This window comes from Burkholderia sp. GbtcB21 (assembly GCF_019091065.1).
Classification (GTDB): domain Bacteria; phylum Pseudomonadota; class Gammaproteobacteria; order Burkholderiales; family Burkholderiaceae; genus Burkholderia; species Burkholderia pyrrocinia_C.
Window position 1 is genome coordinate 653,582 of record NZ_JAGXKA010000001.1, and the last position, 16,871, is coordinate 670,452.

The 16,871-nt window shown below is 66.9% G+C and carries 14 protein-coding genes; 4 read left to right on the top strand and 10 right to left on the bottom strand.

From position 1 onward, the window contains the following. Positions 1-7: 7 nt before the first annotated feature. The 4 genes from KVT39_RS02825 to KVT39_RS02840 form a co-directional block, all read right to left on the bottom strand. Positions 8-880 carry a class I SAM-dependent methyltransferase gene (locus KVT39_RS02825; RefSeq protein WP_217587713.1) on the bottom strand — a complete coding sequence of 291 codons (873 nt, stop codon included), beginning with the start codon at positions 878-880 and terminating at the stop codon, positions 8-10. A 65-nt stretch (positions 881-945) separates the two neighbouring features. After that, positions 946-1,815, bottom strand: coding sequence for an arylamine N-acetyltransferase (locus tag KVT39_RS02830; protein ID WP_217587714.1), 870 nt, complete (start codon positions 1,813-1,815; stop codon positions 946-948). A 123-nt stretch (positions 1,816-1,938) separates the two neighbouring features. Further along, complete coding sequence (locus tag KVT39_RS02835; protein WP_217587715.1) at positions 1,939-2,625, bottom strand: hypothetical protein; 687 nt, start codon at positions 2,623-2,625, stop codon at positions 1,939-1,941. A gap of 262 nt (positions 2,626-2,887) precedes the next feature. After that, a complete protein-coding gene (locus tag KVT39_RS02840) occupies positions 2,888-4,372 on the bottom strand; it encodes an amidase (RefSeq protein WP_217587716.1) in 1,485 nt (494 codons plus the stop codon). A 369-nt stretch (positions 4,373-4,741) separates the two neighbouring features. Here KVT39_RS02840 and KVT39_RS02845 point away from each other — a divergent pair, with 369 nt between their 5' ends. Continuing rightward, on the top strand, positions 4,742-5,176 hold the full coding sequence (locus KVT39_RS02845; RefSeq protein ID WP_217587717.1) for a universal stress protein: 435 nt from the start codon (positions 4,742-4,744) through the stop codon (positions 5,174-5,176). A 629-nt stretch (positions 5,177-5,805) separates the two neighbouring features. Next, positions 5,806-6,054: a hypothetical protein gene (locus KVT39_RS02850; protein ID WP_034180352.1), complete on the top strand. Its 249-nt coding sequence runs from the start codon at positions 5,806-5,808 to the stop codon at positions 6,052-6,054. Between the two features lie 33 nt (positions 6,055-6,087). Here KVT39_RS02850 and KVT39_RS02855 read toward each other — a convergent pair whose 3' ends face one another. After that, positions 6,088-7,470, bottom strand: coding sequence for a lysozyme inhibitor LprI family protein (locus KVT39_RS02855; RefSeq protein ID WP_217587718.1), 1,383 nt, complete (start codon positions 7,468-7,470; stop codon positions 6,088-6,090). A gap of 225 nt (positions 7,471-7,695) precedes the next feature. Between KVT39_RS02855 and KVT39_RS02860 the strand changes: the two genes are divergently transcribed. Continuing rightward, positions 7,696-8,169 (top strand): nuclear transport factor 2 family protein, encoded by a 474-nt coding sequence (locus KVT39_RS02860; RefSeq protein ID WP_217587721.1) that lies wholly within the window; start codon positions 7,696-7,698, stop codon positions 8,167-8,169. 744 nt (positions 8,170-8,913) lie between these two features. Further along, positions 8,914-11,499, top strand: coding sequence for a bifunctional aconitate hydratase 2/2-methylisocitrate dehydratase (acnB, locus tag KVT39_RS02865; RefSeq protein WP_034180355.1), 2,586 nt, complete (start codon positions 8,914-8,916; stop codon positions 11,497-11,499). A gap of 104 nt (positions 11,500-11,603) precedes the next feature. On the opposite strand, the gene KVT39_RS02870 is transcribed toward acnB, so the two are convergent. The 5 genes from KVT39_RS02870 to KVT39_RS02890 all read right to left on the bottom strand — a co-directional run bounded on the left by KVT39_RS02870 (position 11,604) and on the right by KVT39_RS02890 (position 16,865). Next, positions 11,604-12,017, bottom strand: coding sequence for a PPC domain-containing DNA-binding protein (locus KVT39_RS02870; RefSeq protein ID WP_217587723.1), 414 nt, complete (start codon positions 12,015-12,017; stop codon positions 11,604-11,606). A 128-nt stretch (positions 12,018-12,145) separates the two neighbouring features. Continuing rightward, positions 12,146-13,168, bottom strand: a complete 1,023-nt coding sequence (locus KVT39_RS02875; protein WP_217587725.1) for a 2Fe-2S iron-sulfur cluster-binding protein — start codon at positions 13,166-13,168, stop codon at positions 12,146-12,148. Between the two features lie 13 nt (positions 13,169-13,181). Beyond that, positions 13,182-14,849 carry a hydroxylamine reductase gene (gene hcp, locus KVT39_RS02880; protein ID WP_217587727.1) on the bottom strand — a complete coding sequence of 556 codons (1,668 nt, stop codon included), beginning with the start codon at positions 14,847-14,849 and terminating at the stop codon, positions 13,182-13,184. A 196-nt stretch (positions 14,850-15,045) separates the two neighbouring features. After that, positions 15,046-15,264 (bottom strand): DUF3079 domain-containing protein, encoded by a 219-nt coding sequence (locus tag KVT39_RS02885; protein WP_034180359.1) that lies wholly within the window; start codon positions 15,262-15,264, stop codon positions 15,046-15,048. A gap of 200 nt (positions 15,265-15,464) precedes the next feature. Continuing rightward, positions 15,465-16,865: an MFS transporter gene (locus tag KVT39_RS02890; protein WP_217587729.1), complete on the bottom strand. Its 1,401-nt coding sequence runs from the start codon at positions 16,863-16,865 to the stop codon at positions 15,465-15,467. Positions 16,866-16,871 lie beyond the last annotated feature (6 nt).

The following is a 16,871-nucleotide window of genomic DNA, read 5'->3' on the forward strand; positions in this document are numbered from 1 at the left end:
GGCAGGATCAGACCGTCGCGACCAGCAACTCTTCCGCGTTGTTCGGCGGCCGCAGGCCGTCCGTGCGATCGGCGAAATAACGGCGCGCCAGCTCCGCGGCCGATACGTGCGCGGCTGTCGCGAAGCCGGCCTCCAGCGCGAGCGCCTGGATCTGAGCCGGCATGAAGAAGCTGATGAACGGCGTGCCGCTCGCGCGCGCACCCTTTGCAGCCATTTCCAGCCCCGGGCGCACGTCCGAATCCGCGTTCTCCAGCGGCAGCAGGAACGTCATCGCAAGCGTCGAGCCCGGCGCGAGCGACGCGACTTCGCGCAGCGCGGCCGCGTTCGCTTCGCGCGTCAGGTACATACTGACGCCGGTGGACACCACGACCGCCGGCTTGCCGGCATCGAAGCCCGCGCCGACGAGCGCATCGCGCCACGACTGCTTCGCCTCGAAATCGACCGGCACGAAACGCAGCCAGTCGGGCACGCCGAAGCCGAGTTCGGTCAGGCGGCGCTGCTTCCATGCCTGCGGCGCCGGCGGATCGACTTCGAAGACGGTCACGCGCGATGCCATCTCGGGCCGGCGCTGCACGAAACTGTCGAGGCCAGCGCCGAGAATCACGTACTGGCTCACACCGAGCGCGGCCTGCTCGGCCACGAGATCCTCGATGAAGCGCGCCCGCGCGACGATCGACGCGCGAAACGGCCGCGTGAACTGCGGATCCATGTCGCCGCGCTGCTGCCAGCCCGGCGCCGGCGCCGGCGCGAGCAGTCGAAGCCCGACTTCGTCGGCGAGCACGTGCGGCGGCGCGTCGAGTTCGACGTGCAGCGCGCGCCACAGCGCGACGCGCGCGGCGGTGCTGTCGGGGGCGTCTTCGCGGGGTTCGGTATCGGTCATGTCGGCGTCACTCGTGCTGGTTGCGGGTAGTCGGGTAGACGGCGTCAATTCGTCCGGATGAAATATCACGCCTTCCGGGTGGACGGCCCGGCTTCCCGCAGCGATACGGCTGCGGCCCGCGCCGCCAGCCGCGCAAACAGCGCGTCGAGATCGAACCCTGCCGTATCGATGCCGATCGTGTCGCGCAGGCATGCGCCCCACGCGGCCGCGTCGTCGAACGTGACGGTGCGCCCGGCCCCCGCCGCGTCGCGCAGCGTCAGCGCGGTGTTGAGCAGCGCCGCGCGGCCGTCCGGCAGCACGCGGCACGCGATCAGGTCGTTCACGAAGATCGATTCCGGATACGTCGACGTAAACCAGTTCGCGGCGTCGTAATCGATCCACTCGGCCGGCTTCAGCGAGAAACGGTAAGTGGTCTGCCAGCCGTCGGGGATCTCGAACTGCATGTCGAATTCGCCGTCGACCGGCGCGTCGATCACGCGAAACGCGCCATGCGGCGTCAGTTGCCGCTCGCCCGGCACGAAGCGCAGCGGCGCGGTCAGCGTCGCGCTGCCGAAGCCGATGTCCGCGAGCCAGACCGCATCGTCGAGATCGATGCGCAGCAGCATGTGCGTCTGCGCGGTGACGATCTCGGGCGGCCGCATCCAGCGCACGCGCGCGATCAGCGGCGTCACGCGAAAACCGATCGTCGTGAGCGCGGTATAGAACAGCTTGTTGAGTTCGAAGCAGTAGCCGCCGCGGCGGCGCCCGATCACCTTGTCGACGATCGCGGGCAGGTCGAGCGCGACGCGCGCGCCGGTCAGCGGATTGAGGTTTTCGAACGGAATCGCCTGCGGGTGCAGCAGATGAAGCCGGCGCAGCACGTCGAGCGTCGGCTCGGCCGGGCCGTCGTAGCCGATGCGGGAGAAATAGCGCGAGAGGTCGAACGAGTCAGTCATGAACCTGCACCGATAAAAGGGACACGCCACGATAGCATCGCGCGAAATCCCCATGTTGTGCGGGGCGATTGTCCGTCATCGCGCGCGATGCCGGCACCGCACCGCACGCAGCCCCGCGCAACGTTACGGCAGCAGCTTCAGCGCCGACGACGCGACCGACGGCACCGAAATGCCCTGGCTCGTCGCGAACTGCACGGCCTGGCTGAGCGTCGCCGCGAGCGACTGCAACTGGCCCGGCGCGCTTTGCGCGATATACGACGCGGCCTGCATGTTCTGCGGATTCAGGCCTGACTGCAGCAGCGACGCGGCGCTCGTCGAACCGAGATTGCCGAGCCCCGACTGCAGTTGCGAGTACTGCGTGAGCCCCTGGCCGAGCGACGCGAGGCCGTTGCTGAACGCCTGCTTGTCGATCGGGCCGTGCGACGCGCCGCCGCTCGCGAAAGCCTGGCCGAGCGCCTGCGACACCGACTGCTGCGCGCCGCCCATCTGCGACAGCGCGGCCGGCGTCAGCGCATCGCCGCCGGCCAACTGGCTCGCGGCCTGCTGCGCCTGCCCGGCCGCGCCGGTCAGCCCCATCGCCGACGCGAGCGACGACTGGCCGGACAGCACTTGCTGGTTCGCACCGACGTAGGCCTGCAGCAACTGCGCGAGGCCGCCTTGTGCGGGCGCAGCCTGCTGCTGGCCGCCGCCGAGCAGCGACGCGCCGAGCGACTGCAGGTCGAGCTGCGCGTGCGCGGCGCCGCTCACCAGGATGCCGAATGCGATGCCTGCCGAGGCCAGATGCCTGCCCGTCGCGCGAATGTGCTTCATGTGTTTCCCTCGTGCCGGAATGATTGAGGCCGATATTGTCGAAGCGCGCCGCGCGCCGCCGCAACGACTGAAACACATCGAAACGAAATCACGCGGCGCGGCCGCTTGCAATTCCGCGACCGACGGACACGGCCGAGTGGATTCGTCCGCGGTTGATGCGCGATATCACGCCTGTGCCGGAATTCGTTCTCCAGTTGCATGAATGACGGCGGGTTTCGGGCTTTGCGGGCGGTGCCGCAAAACGTATCGCGGCCGGGAAACGTTACGCAGCCATCCATGCCGGCAGCCGCCGGCCGACCCAGTCGGCCGCCTGCTCGTAGCCGCGCGCGAGCTGCAGCACCGCGAGATCGGCGCGCGGGCGCCCGATCAGCTGCATCCCCATCGGCAGCCCCGCGTCGTTGAAGCCGACCGGCACGTTGATCACCGGGCAGCCGGCCAGCGTCCACGGCACGACCGTTTCCATCCAGCGGTGATAGGTATCCATCGCGCGGCCCGCGATTTCCTTCGGCCAGCGCTGGTCGACGTCGAACGGAAACACCTGCGCGGTCGGCGCCGCGATGAAGTCGTAGCGATCGAAGAAGCTCAGCACGGCCTGGTGCCACGCGGTGCGCTCGACGCTCGCATCGAACACGGCCGCGCCCTGCATCGCGAGCAGCCCTGCGACCTCGTAGATCGCCTCGGGCTTCAGCAGCGCGCGGCGCGCCGGATCGCGATAGTGCGCGAGCAGCCCGCCGCCGGACAGCAGGTGCCGATGCACGAGCCACAGGCGCCAGATCCGCTCGGGCGCGAATGCCGGCAGCGCGGCATCGACGTCGCAGCCGATCTCGCGCAGCGTTGCCAGCCCCTGTTCGCACTGCGCGAGCACGCCGGCCTCGGTCGCGAGATAACCGTTCCAGTCGCCGACCCACGCGATGCGCTTGCCGCGCAGGTCCGCGTCGAGCGGCTGCGCGAACACGGCCGGATCTTCCGCGCGCGACAGCGGATCGTTGCGGTCGTAGCCGGCCTGGATCGCGAGCAGCTGCGCGACGTCGCCGACCGTGCGGCCCATCGGCCCTTCGATGCCGAGCTGCTGCACGAACACGTCGACGGCCGGCCAGCGCGGTACGCGCCCCTGCGACGGGCGGAAGCCGTAGATGTTGCAGAACGCGGCCGGATTGCGCAGCGAGCCGCCGAAATCGCTGCCGTCCGCCACCGGCAGCATCCGCGACGCGAGCGCCGCCGCCGTGCCGCCGCTGCTGCCGCCCGCACTCTTCGTCAGGTCGTACGGATTGCGCGTCGCACCATAAACCTCGTTGAACGTGTGCGAACCGAGCCCGAACTCCGGCGTATTGGTCTTGCCGATGAAGATCGCGCCGGCCGCGCGCATCCGCGCGACGCCGACGGAATCGGCCTGCGGCACGTTCTCGCGGAAGATCGGCGAGCCGTAGGTGGTCCGCAGCCCCTTCGTCATCGCCAGATCCTTCGGCGCCTGCGGCATCCCGTGCATCCAGCCCTGGTACTCGCCGCGCGCCAGCGCGGCATCCTTTTCCGCGGCTTCGGCGAGCAGCGCATCGCGCTCACGCAGCGCGACGATCGCATTGACCGCGCCGTTCACGCGCTCGACGTGGTCGAGATACGCGCGCATCGTCTCGACGCACGAGACCGCCTTGCCGCGGATCGCCGACGCGAGCTCGCCGGCCGACAGGCGCACGATCGGGTCGACGGAGATGGAGGCGGGAGCGAGAAGCTGCGGGGCGCCGTGCGGCATGCGAGTCTCCTGAAATCGGAATGGAATGGCAGGCCGCGTGGCGGCGGCGGTCGCCCCCGAACCGGCCGGGAGGGGCCGCGCCGCGGCCGACGCTCTACTCTACGCGACGCCGATTCGGCGACCTTCGATATTTTCCGTCGCGATTCATTGCGGATCCGACTGAATCGGGGCTGGGCGTACCGGGCCGCCCACGCCGGCCCGATCGATGAAATCGTTTATGCGCATAAACTAAAATTTCTTATATTTCTAATAGGCGCGACACGAGACGGCGCGCGTTAACGACATTTTTACGCGACCGCCCGATCTCTTTAGATGGTTCGTTCCGGCGGCGCGCTACGCTGGAAGCATCTCGTTCCCTGGACATCGTTCATGCTCAAGCTGCTGGTTCCGGTCGGTCACTCGCCCCGCTCGCTGCAGGCGGTTCGCCACGCGACATTCCTGTATCGCGAGCGGTGCGCGTCGGAGATCGTGCTGATCAATGTTCAGGCGCCGCTCGAATCGACGCGGCTCGAGGCCTACCACCCGCTGTCGCGGCTGCGCTCGATCGAGGAAAAGTTCGCGGCCGACGATCTGGCCATGGCGGAGCGGATTCTGCAGGACGCCGGCGTCAAGTACAGCGTCGTGAAGAAGGTCGGGCCAGTGGCAGATACGATCGCGGCCGTGGCGGCCGAAACCGGATGCGACGAGATCGTGGTCGTCGCGCCGAGGCACGACCCGCTTCATGCACTGATGTCGGTGTTTCGCCGCAGCGTGATGGGCCGGCTGGTGCGGATTTCGAATGTGCCGGTGACTGCGGTGCAATGACAGCGATGATGTGCGGCGACAGTCTCATGACAGGCCGCAGGCTTGCACCGGCGACGGACCAATGAGCGGTGCAGTACGTGTGCGCGTTGCGCGCCGCACGTGTACTGCCCGTCACACAGCGCTTATTTGATGACCTTGCGCCAAAACACGAAATAGGCGGCCGCCGAAGACGCAACCAGCAGGATTGCCCACATCGGAGCGAGACTGATCAGCACGGAAGAGACGTTAAGCATTTGGATTCCTCACTATTTCGACAGCGATGTTCAACACGCACCTGCTTGCCGGAACCGATGCATTCATCCGTCATCGCGTTCCGTCAAATCATGCATTCATGCTATCGCTTTGAGCGGCGGCACGACCGTCCCCTCCCGCCCGTACCCTGACATTCGTCAAACTCGCGCGAATCACGCGTCTGTCGTGCCGAAATCCGTCGCGCGATCGCCGCGCTGCGTGCCTATCCTCGTCTCCGGCCGCCAGCCTGAAAGCCCGTTCCTTTTGCACGCGAAACCACGAAAAACGTGACGGGATCACGCCGCCCCGCCACCGATTCAGCAGACGTTTACCGGGGGAACCACCAAGTGCTTCGTCGAACGTGTCCGCGTTACGCTTGAGCGACGAGGAGACGAACCATGAGACGAGCCGTACATATCGCTGTTTTCGCGCTGCTGGCGTATCTCATTGCCGATCGCGCGATCCTGCATGCGCAGGGCCGCGACGCCAGCCCGCTTGCATGCGAACAGGGTGCCGCGCAGGTGAAGGCCGACGCGCTCGGCCGCGGCTTCGGCGAAGCAGCCGCCGGCAGCCAGAGCGAGGCGTTCATGTCGGGTTGCCTGGTAACGGGGCGAGGCAATCGGGACGTCGCGATGGCGAACCGTTGATGCGCATCCGGTGACGTTCCGGGCTCGTTCGAGTCAATTCCCGCTGTTTGCCGTCATTTTCTCGACCGATGTCGCGACGGATGTCACGCTCCGGACGCCGTTCACGCTGAACGTCTGCTCGTGGCCCGTATCGTCGCGGGGAAGACGCATCGACATCTGCGCCATCAGGCCATCCTTGCCGTAAGCGCCGAACCAGTCGACCAGCCTGCCGATGTAGCACGTGCCGCCCACATGAACCGGCATGTCGCCGACAATCTCGTACGCGTAGTGGCCGGGCCCATAGCTCATGTACTCGCTGCGATCGTCGCCTTGCACCGAAGGCGGAACCGGACACAGCGGCGTGTCGGAGCCGGCATCGCGCGCGGTGCTGTCGCTGACGTCGCGCAGCGCCTGTTCGAGGGCCGCATGCAGCGTGCCGTCGAGCACCGTCGCGCCCTTCTTGCCTTCATCGTGCTGCTCGATCGGCACCGACAGGCGGTAACGGTAATGCACCGTCAGCTTCGGCACCTGGTCGACGACGGTAAACGGCCGCAGCAGGAAAAACTCGTCCACGCCATAGTGACTGTCGCTATAAAGCGCATAAACGCGCCCGCGCAAGCCAATCCATTCGGCCGCCTGATTCGCGCCGCGACCATTCGTCGTGTACAGGCTGCGGTCGATCGCCTCGTTCGAATCGCCGGGAACCTCGAACTTGCCGCCGTTACGGCGCAAGATGTCGACCGACGACCACAATCCGGTTCCGCTCGCCGCCGTTTCGATGACCAGATCGCGCTGCCCGTCGCCATCGAGGTCGATCAGCGTGTAGAACGCGCTCATTGCGGTGTCGTCGCTGTCGATGTGCGACGCCTTCAACGCTTTCCATTCGTCGGCTGTCACCCCGTTGGGCCGGGCCGTCGGAGAAACCGTGCGCTGCTCGTCGCCGGATGTACTGGAAAATTGGGTGACCGCCGACTTGATCCGCAACCGTTCGATGACTTTCTCGACCGGCGAACTTGAATCCGTTCGCCTCGCCTGCTCGACCAACGCACGCAAATCGTCGAGCGCGGCACTGTCTTCGGCATCGGGGCGATACGCGAGCACCGCAGCCAGCCGCGATTGCAGATCGCCGATCCGCGACAGATAGCGCTGCTCGATACAGCCGTGATCCGCGCCGCATTGATCGCGGGTCTTCAACCAGCCGAGCTGCGCGGTGCGCAACGCAGCGCGCTGCCCCTGCGGCAACGCATCGGACAGTTTTCGGTAATAGGCCGATAGCCTGCCGTCGTTCAGATGCAGGATGTTCGACGCGCAGACGGCCTGTTCCGTCGGGCTGGTTGCCTGCGCGCAGTCGAGTCCTGCCGCGACGGTTCGGGTTGCGTAAACAAGCAGCGTCAGCAACAGGATGTTCCGGAACGGGATTTCAACGCGGAATTTCATGGATGGGTACTCGACGATCAACGCATGCTCTCTGGTCGAGGCTCCTACGGCCTCCAGCGCGGGATTTTCCATCAATCGACCGGCCGGCGAAACTGGCGGAAGCAATCGACGCGCGCGGCCGCGTCCGCTGGCGACAGCCTGTTCGATTTCCGATACAGTGGCTAGCCCGCTATCGGGCCATCGCGTCGAGACGCCGCTTCATCTACAACAACAGTCAATCAAAAGATGAGTCATCCCAACACCGATTTGATCCAGCGCTTTTACACGGCCTTTCAGCAGCGCGACATCGACGCGATGCTCGCCTGCTATGCCGACGACATCGTCTTCAGCGATCCTGCGTTCGGCGAGTTGCGCGGCGAGCTCGCGCGCGACATGTGGCGCATGCTGGTGGCGCGTGCGCAGGAATTTTCGTTGACGTTCGGCGAGGTCGACGCGGACGAACAGACCGGGCGCGCGCAGTGGGTCGCGCACTACCGGTTCGGCGCGACCGGCCGCACGGTGGTCAACCGGATCGACGCGCGTTTCCGGTTCCGCGACGGGCTCATCGCCGAACATCGCGACAGTTTCGACCTGTGGCGCTGGGCACGTCAGGCGCTTGGGCTGAAGGGCGCCCTGCTCGGCTGGACGCCGTTCGTGCAACGCGCGATCCGCGCGCAGGCGCGGAAGAATCTCGACGCGTATCGGGCAAGGCGGAGATAGGACACGCGCCGCCATCGCTTCATCATGGCGTTGATCCGGTCGCCGGCCATGTCCGGCAGAATGCCGGCCGGGTTCGTGAGACGGCACTGGCAATTCCAGCTTTCATCGCCTTCGGGATGCGGGCCGGCGAGCCCGACGCGCCCTTTGCCATCGCGATAACTCGCGACCGCGATTTCGTTATTCGGATAAGTCGCCGGCGTGACGCCTCCGGAGCCCGCCTTGGCGGCCGTGAGTATCGCGCCGTCCTGGTGTAGATCCAGCGCTTTCGCGACACCATACGACCGGCGTCACCGCGTCCGCGACACCGTGAATCGTCGAGCCCGGCCGGTCGAGCCCTGATTCGAGAGCAAGGCTTCCTTGGCCGGAGGCATGCCGTCATCCAGCGCAGCCCCGCACGGCCAGCCTCTGTTCCACATCACAAAAGCCGGCCCCGACAGGACCGACCTACCGCCAGCGGACGCACCCACCCCGCAGCCCGCCTCCCCTCCTGCCGACTACCGCAAGAACCACACGAAATACCTCGCCCGCAAAGGCTCCCAGCCCACCCTCCGGAGCACGCACGGAAACGCCGTCTCCCCCGTGCCGCCACGCTTCCCCGCGTCTTGCCCGCCAACTCTTATATAAGACATAAGACATTTGACGTTAAAGATCATTGAGATTAGAATCCCGCTCAAAGCAGTGCCTGGAACAGCCCCGGAGTGCCGGAACGGCCTTCCCCTCAAACGCCTATCAGCAGGTCTCCCCATGCTTGAAAACTTTCGTGCTCACGTGGCCGCCCGCGCCGCGCTCGGTATTCCCCCCCTGCCGCTGACGGCTCAGCAAACCGCCGAACTGGTGGAACTGCTGACGAACCCGCCCGCCGGCGAAGAGCAGACGCTGCTCGAACTGATCACCTACCGCGTGCCGGCCGGCGTCGACGAAGCCGCCCGCGTGAAGGCCGGCTTCCTGGCCGCCGTGGCCAAGGGCGAGACCGCCTGCGCGCTGATCTCGCGCGAACGCGCCACCGAACTGCTCGGCACGATGCTGGGCGGCTACAACATCCAGCCGCTGATCGAACTGCTGTCCGACGACGCAGTCGCGGCCGTGGCCGCCGACGCGCTGAAGAAAACCCTGCTGATGTTCGACCAGTTCCATGACGTGAAGGAACTCGCCGACAAGGGCAACGCGCACGCGAAGGCCGTGCTGCAAAGCTGGGCCGACGCCGAATGGTTCACCAGCCGTCCGGAAGTGCCGCAAAGCCTGACCGTCACCGTCTTCAAGGTAACGGGCGAAACCAACACCGACGACCTGTCGCCGGCACCGGACGCCACCACCCGCCCGGACATCCCGATGCACGCACTGGCGATGCTGAAGAACGCGCGCCCGGGCATCACGCCGGAAGAAGACGGCAAGCGCGGCCCGGTCAAGTTCATCGAGTCGCTGAAGGAAAAGGGTCACCTGGTCGCGTACGTGGGCGACGTGGTCGGCACCGGCTCCTCGCGCAAGTCGGCCACCAACTCGGTGCTGTGGTTCACCGGCGAAGACATCCCGTTCGTTCCGAACAAGCGCTTCGGCGGCGTGTGCCTCGGCGGCAAGATCGCCCCGATCTTCTACAACACGATGGAAGACGCAGGCGCGCTGCCGATCGAACTCGACGTGTCGCAGATGGAAATGGGCGACGTGGTCGAACTGCGCCCGTATGACGGCAAGGCGCTGAAGAACGGCGCAGTGATCGCCGAATTCCAGGTCAAGTCCGACGTGCTGTTCGACGAAGTGCGCGCCGGCGGTCGCATTCCGCTGATCATCGGCCGCGGGCTGACCGCGAAGGCACGCGAAGCGCTGGGCCTCGCGCCGTCGACGCTGTTCCGCCTGCCGCACCAGCCGGCCGACAGCGGCAAGGGTTTCTCGCTCGCGCAGAAGATGGTCGGCCGCGCATGCGGTCTGCCGGAAGGCCAGGGCGTCCGCCCGGGCACGTACTGCGAACCGAAGATGACCTCGGTCGGCTCGCAGGACACCACGGGCCCGATGACCCGCGACGAACTGAAGGATCTCGCCTGCCTCGGCTTCTCGGCCGACCTCGTGATGCAGTCGTTCTGCCACACCGCCGCTTATCCGAAGCCGGTCGACGTCAAGACGCACCAGACGCTGCCGAACTTCATCAGCACGCGCGGCGGCATCGCGCTGCGTCCGGGCGACGGCGTGATCCACTCGTGGCTGAACCGCATGCTGCTGCCCGACACCGTCGGCACCGGCGGCGATTCGCACACGCGCTTCCCGATCGGCATCAGCTTCCCGGCAGGCTCGGGCCTGGTGGCCTTCGCGGCCGCCACCGGCACGATGCCGCTGGACATGCCGGAATCGGTGCTGGTCCGCTTCAAGGGCAAGATGCAGCCGGGCGTCACGCTGCGTGACCTCGTCAACGCGATTCCGCTGTACGCGATCAAGCAAGGCATGCTGACGGTCGCCAAGCAAGGCAAGAAGAACATCTTCTCGGGCCGCATTCTCGAAATCGAAGGCCTGCCGGACCTGAAGGTCGAGCAAGCGTTCGAACTGTCGGATGCGTCTGCCGAGCGTTCGGCCGCCGGTTGCACGGTCCACCTGAACAAGGAACCGATCATCGAATACCTGAACAGCAACGTCACGCTGCTGAAGTGGATGATCGCGCAGGGCTACCAGGATCCGCGCAGCCTGCAGCGTCGTATCGCGGCAATGGAGCAGTGGCTGGCCGACCCGCAACTGCTGTCGCCGGATGCCGACGCCGACTACGCGGCCGTCATCGAGATCGATCTCGCCGACATCCATGAGCCGATCGTCGCATGCCCGAACGACCCGGACGACGTGAAGACGCTGTCCGACGTCGCGGGCGCGAAGATCGACGAAGTGTTCATCGGCTCGTGCATGACCAACATCGGCCACTTCCGTGCGGCGTCGAAGCTGCTCGAAGGCAAGCGCGACATCCCGGTCAAGCTGTGGGTCGCCCCGCCGACCAAGATGGACCAGAAGCAGCTGACGGAAGAAGGTCACTACGGCGTGTTCGGCACGGCCGGTGCGCGTACCGAAATGCCGGGCTGCTCGCTGTGCATGGGTAACCAGGCACAGGTGCGCGAAGGCGCGACGGTCATGTCGACGTCGACCCGCAACTTCCCGAACCGCCTGGGCAAGAACACGAATGTGTACCTCGGCTCGGCGGAACTGGCGGCAATCTGCTCGCGCCTGGGCAAGATCCCGACCAAGGACGAGTACATGGCCGACATGGGCGTGCTCAGCGCCAACGGCGACAAGATCTACAAGTACATGAACTTCGACCAGATCGAAGACTTCAAGGAAGTGGCCGACACCGTGCAGATGTAAGCACGCTGCCGGACTGCGGCGGGTCTTTCCCGTCGCAGCGACACGCAATGGCGCCGCAGGCTGCATGCCCGCGGCGCCATTTTTTTATGCGGCTCCGGCGACGTTCACCCGGCATCGCCGCCCGGCTCGCGACGGATCACCAGCTCGTTGAAGCCGGTACCCGCGTCGGGTTCGCGAGAGAAGCGATGCGCGGGAAGCAGCACGAGCAGGATTTCGGCGGTCGTGCGCACCACGCAGCCGCTCGCCACATGGCCGCCCGATACGCGGCCGCCCGCATCGGAAACGGACATGTGCAGGTGCGCGCCGTCCGGCGATACCGAGCCGGCCAGCGTCAGGATTTCGAGGTCGCCGCGCAGTTCGGTCGGCAGGTCGGCGCCGGCAAAGCGCAACTGCGCGACGCTCAGGCTGCCGATGCCCTGGATCACGAATGCCGCGTGCGCACCGAGCGAACGCGACGCTTCCTCGATGGACGCGCGCAGATCGTCGCCGGGGGACAGACGCAGAGGATGGGCTTGCATGGTCGAGAACCCGCTGGTGGATCGTGGTGTCGACAAAGAGTACGTTCGGCCCGTGAATCCGGCAAGTCACCCTCGCCCGGCAAAACCACCCTCGCGTCGCGGCAACGCGCAGGCAAGCCCCGCAGGCATCACCCGGTAAAGCGCTCGCTCGCAAACTGCGCATCCGGCACGCCTGCCGCAACGGCCACGTCCCGCACACCCTGCACGAGCGGCGGCGGCCCGCACACGTAGATGTCCGGCAGCGCGCCGGCCTGTGCAAGCGCCGCACGCAACGCGTCGACCGGCGTGCCTCGCAACCCGGCCCACTCCCCGCCGGGCCGCCATACGCAGAGATCGACCTGCAACTGCGGCAGGTCGGCCTGCAATCGCGCAAGCTCGTCGAGCATGAACAGTTCGGTTTCCTGATTGACACCGAAGAACAGCCGCGCATCGGCCATCTCCTGATACTCGGCCATGCGCCGCAGCATCGACAGGATCGGCGCGAGCCCCGTGCCGCCCGCGACGAACCAGCGCGGCCGCAGGCTGTCCGCGAACAGCCCGAAGCCGCCCATCGGAACGCGCACGGTCAGCGGATCGCCCGGCCGTGCGCGCTCGCGCAGGTACGTCGAGAACCAGCCGTCCGGCCGCAGCCGGATCAGGAACTCGAGGCGGCCGTCCCAATTGCTCGTGTTCGCGAGCGAATACGGCCGGCGCAAGCCGCTGCCCGGCACCTCCAGCTCGGCGAACTGGCCGGGCTCGAACTCGATGGCCGAGCCGAATGCGTCGTCGGGTTCGACTTGCAACTCGACGCGCACTGTATCGGCCGCGATCGCATCGAGCGCCGCGATCCGCGCGGTGCGCACGGGCACCGGCTGCAGCAGCACCTTGGTCCGGTCGTATGGCGCGGCGACCCGCAGATCGCCGCGCGGCGTGGTCCGGCACAGCAGGACCGCACCCTGCTGGCCGGCCGGCAGCACGCCGGCGCTGTCGGCCTGCATCTCGTACGCGCCGTCGACGACGGTCGCCTGGCACGCGCCGCAGCTTCCGCGCCGGCATTGCGACGGCAGCGTGATGCCGGCGTCCGCCGCTGCGGTGAGCAGATCCTGTTCGGCGTCGCATCCGAAGCCGAACTGCTCACCGTCGCGCGTCGTGATCTCGATTCGATAGGTCATCGAACGATCCCGCTCAAGCGGCCTTGCGCGCCAGCGAAGCGGCAAGGTCCACGCCGGCGTCGCCGATCGGCTGGATGCCGAATTGCTCGACCAGCACCGCGAGCACGCCCGGCGTGACGAACGCCGGCAGCGTCGGTCCGAGTCGGATGTTGCGCAGGCCGAGCGCGAGCAGCGTCAGCAGCACGGCCGCCGCCTTCTGTTCGAACCACGAGATCACGAGCGACAGCGGCAAATCGTTCACGCCGCAATCGAACGCGTCGGCGAGCGCCGTCGCAATCCGGATCGCCGAATAGCTGTCGTTGCACTGCCCGACGTCGAGCAGGCGCGGAATGCCGCCGATATCGCCGAACGCATGCCGGTTGAACCGGTACTTGTTGCAGCCGAGCGTCATCACGACCGTATCGTCGGGCGCCTGCTCCGCGAACTCCGTGTAGTAGTTACGGCCCGGCGCCGCGCCGTCGCAGCCGCCGATCAGGAAGAAGTGGCGGATCTGTCCGGCCTTGACCGCGTCGATGACCTTGTCCGCGACGCCGAGCACCGCATGGCGGCCGAACCCGACCGTGATCGTCTGCTCCGGCGCCGTGGCCGGGAAACCGGGCAGTGCCTGTGCGGCGCGGATCAGCGTCGAGAAATCGTGATGTTCGAGATGGCGCACGCCCGGCCAGCCGACCGGCCCCGTCGTGAAGATCCGCTGCCGATATTGCGGCATCGGCTCGATGATGCAGTTGGACGTCATCAGGATCGGCCCGGGGAAATGCGCGAAGTCGCTCTGCTGGTCCTGCCACGCACCGCCATAGTTGCCGACGAGATGAGGAAATGCGTTGAGCGCCGGGTACGCGTGGGCCGGCAGCATTTCGCCGTGCGTGTACACGTGGATGCCCGTGCCGGCCGTCTGTTCGAGCAGCGCGTGCAGATCGCCGAGATCGTGGCCCGACACGAGGATCGCCTTGCCCGCCACCGGCGACACGCGCACGGCGGTCGGCTGCTGCGCGCCGAAACGGCCGGTGTTCGCGCTGTCGAGCAGTTCCATCACCGTCAGGTTCAGCCGGCCGAGTTCGAGCGCCTGCGCGAGCAGCGCGTCGACGTCGTCGGGGTCGCGCGCGAGAAACGCGAGCGCCGCTTCGACGCCCTCGTAGATGTCGTCGCGCTCGTAGCCGAGCACCCGCGCATGATGCGCGTAAGCGCATACGCCCTTCAGCCCGTACAGGACCAGCGCACGCAGGCCGACGATATCCGCGCCCACCTTGTCGAGCCCCGCGTCGATGCCGACGGCGGCGGCCTGTTCCAGCAGGCCGGCGAGATCGCCCGCCGGCTGCCACATCGCGGGCCCGTGCAGCACGGGGATGACCGCTCCCATGGCCCGCGCCTTCGCTTCGCATGCGGCCTTCACGCGGTCGCGCGTCTGCGCCGCGTCACGCAGCAACGCGACGAAGCGCGCCGCATGGAAGTTCACGTTGGTCAGCGTCGTGAACATCGCGTACAGCACGAACCGGTCGGCGTCGCGATCGGGTGCGCCCAGTGCACGCGCGACCGCGCCGTATTGCGCAATGCCCTTCACCGCATGGACCAGCAGGTCCTGCAGGTCGGCCGTCGTTGCATCCTTGCCGCAGTTGCCTTTCGCCGATGCGCAGCCGGGCCGCGCGCCGGTCCGGTCGGTCTGTTCGCATTGATAGCAAAACACGGTGCTCTCCTTTCTCGATCATGGGGGCGCGGGTCGGCGCAAACGGCGGCGGAACGCGGGTTCCTTGCCGCCGGGCACCCCGCCCGCTTCAAGATGCGTTTCTTATGCATCTTTTTCATGATGTTTCGGCACGCGTTTCGCCACCGTGATGCAGATCAAGAAACGGGACGCTCGCCGGTGAGGCAACTTGTCGCTGTCACTGCCCTCCGGCTTCGGTCGTGCGTTCGTTTTCGGTATCCGCGCATTCGATGCCCCAGTCGCCGTATCGATACCAGTCGTCGCCGAGCAGTTCGCTCGGGTGCTGCGTGCGGCTGGAACCGTTGCCGCAACGCATCGCGTGCGCCGCGCAGTAGTTGTCGCATCCCCAGCAGATCCTCTCCGGATGCACGGGGTGCAGCGGAAATTTCCTGGCCATCGCGCGTTGCCCTCCCGGTGTCGTTTCGTTCGCTACCGTTCGACTCTAGTGCACCGATGCACACCGGCAATGCGGCATTCTTTCGCAGTGGCGGCAGTGCATCGGCCAGGCACGCCGCGCAACGCAATTGGATCGCCTCAAACAAAAAAGCCCGGACATCGTCCGGGCATTCACACATCGTCCGTTACCGCCGGCCGCGCTTACGCTTCGAGCGCCTCCAGCACCTTCCCCTTCGTCTCGATCCCGACGAAGTGCACGGTCACCGCCGCGATCAGCGGCACGATGCCGATCAGGTAGAACGCGGGTGCAAGGTTCCCGCCGATGATCGCGTGCGGCACGACCATCGGCGCGACGAACGACGCGATCTTCAGCCACGCGCTGCCGAGCCCGCAGCCCGACGCGCGGATGCTCGTCGGATACTGTTCGGGCGTATAGACGTACGCGGTAATGAACCCCGACGCCATCAACCCGAGCGACAGCGAGCAGAAGACCGCGACGACATACACCGACGATGCGTGATAGATGCCCGCAAGCGCCAGCGACAGCGCGCACAGCACGAACGACCACACGATCACCGGCTTGCGCCCGAGCTTGTCGACGAGCAGCGCCGACGCCAGCGACCCGAGCACGCCCATCACCGAACCGATCACCGCGAGGTTCAGCGCGAGCTGCAGCGGCGCGTGATAGAAGTTCTTGTAGATCGTCGGCAGCCACGTCGACAGCCCGTACTGGATGAACCCGCAGGTCGCCCACAACGTCGCCACCGCGAGCGTGCGCCTGCGATACGCAGCACTGAACAGGTCGCTCATCCTGCGCTTCGGATGCTGGCGCACCATCTCGTCGAACGCGGCCGCCTGCGTGACCGGCGGCAGCTCGCCGCGCACCGATGCTTCGAACACGCCGACCGCGCGCCCGGCTTCCGCGAGCCGTCCGCGCGATGCGAGCCAGCGCGGCGATTCCGGCACGAGACGCGTGAGCACGAGCGACAGGATCAGCGGCAGCCCGCCGACGAAGTACATGATTTCCCAGCCGAACCGCGGCACGAGCCACGCACCGAGCGCCATCGACACGAGCAGGCCGATCGGGAACACGATCTCGTACAGCAGCACGAAGCGGCCGCGGCCATGCGCGCGCGTGATCTCGTTGATGTACGTCGCGGCGACCGGCAGCTCGCCGCCGAGCCCGAGCCCCTGCAGGATCCGCAGCAGCACGAACACCTCGAAAGTCGGCGCGAAGCCGCATGCGACGCTCGTGATGCCGATCACGGCCGAGCTCCACGCGATCGCCTTCACGCGGCCGTGCTTCTCGGCCAGCGCGGGAAACAGGAATGCGCCGATCAGCTGGCCGATTGCGCCGGACGCAATCAGCATGCCGATCTGCGTCGGCGACAGCCCCCATTTGTGAATCAGCAGCGGCAGCGTCGCCGCGATCGTGATCACGTCGAAGCCGTCGAAGAACGTCGCGGTGCCGATCAGCACGCGTGCGCGGATCTGCATCGCGTTGCCGGGAAGCCGCTCGAGCCGCGCGATGATCGCGCCGGGCGTGGAGGCGGCAGCTTCCATCGTGGCGCGACCGGCCACGACGTTGTCGAAAGTGCTCATGCGGGG

What these genes read in the sequence shown, in the direction of transcription:
- KVT39_RS02825 (WP_217587713.1), bottom strand. Translation starts at nt 880, where the DNA reads ATGACCGATACCGAACCCCGCGAAGACGCCCCCGACAGCACCGCCGCG.
- KVT39_RS02830 (WP_217587714.1), bottom strand. Translation starts at nt 1,815, where the DNA reads ATGACTGACTCGTTCGACCTCTCGCGCTATTTCTCCCGCATCGGCTAC.
- KVT39_RS02835 (WP_217587715.1), bottom strand. Translation starts at nt 2,625, where the DNA reads ATGAAGCACATTCGCGCGACGGGCAGGCATCTGGCCTCGGCAGGCATC.
- KVT39_RS02840 (WP_217587716.1), bottom strand. Translation starts at nt 4,372, where the DNA reads ATGCCGCACGGCGCCCCGCAGCTTCTCGCTCCCGCCTCCATCTCCGTC.
- KVT39_RS02845 (WP_217587717.1), top strand. Translation starts at nt 4,742, where the DNA reads ATGCTCAAGCTGCTGGTTCCGGTCGGTCACTCGCCCCGCTCGCTGCAG.
- KVT39_RS02850 (WP_034180352.1), top strand. Translation starts at nt 5,806, where the DNA reads ATGAGACGAGCCGTACATATCGCTGTTTTCGCGCTGCTGGCGTATCTC.
- KVT39_RS02855 (WP_217587718.1), bottom strand. Translation starts at nt 7,470, where the DNA reads ATGAAATTCCGCGTTGAAATCCCGTTCCGGAACATCCTGTTGCTGACG.
- KVT39_RS02860 (WP_217587721.1), top strand. Translation starts at nt 7,696, where the DNA reads ATGAGTCATCCCAACACCGATTTGATCCAGCGCTTTTACACGGCCTTT.
- acnB (WP_034180355.1), top strand. Translation starts at nt 8,914, where the DNA reads ATGCTTGAAAACTTTCGTGCTCACGTGGCCGCCCGCGCCGCGCTCGGT.
- KVT39_RS02870 (WP_217587723.1), bottom strand. Translation starts at nt 12,017, where the DNA reads ATGCAAGCCCATCCTCTGCGTCTGTCCCCCGGCGACGATCTGCGCGCG.
- KVT39_RS02875 (WP_217587725.1), bottom strand. Translation starts at nt 13,168, where the DNA reads ATGACCTATCGAATCGAGATCACGACGCGCGACGGTGAGCAGTTCGGC.
- KVT39_RS02885 (WP_034180359.1), bottom strand. Translation starts at nt 15,264, where the DNA reads ATGGCCAGGAAATTTCCGCTGCACCCCGTGCATCCGGAGAGGATCTGC.
- KVT39_RS02890 (WP_217587729.1), bottom strand. Translation starts at nt 16,865, where the DNA reads ATGAGCACTTTCGACAACGTCGTGGCCGGTCGCGCCACGATGGAAGCT.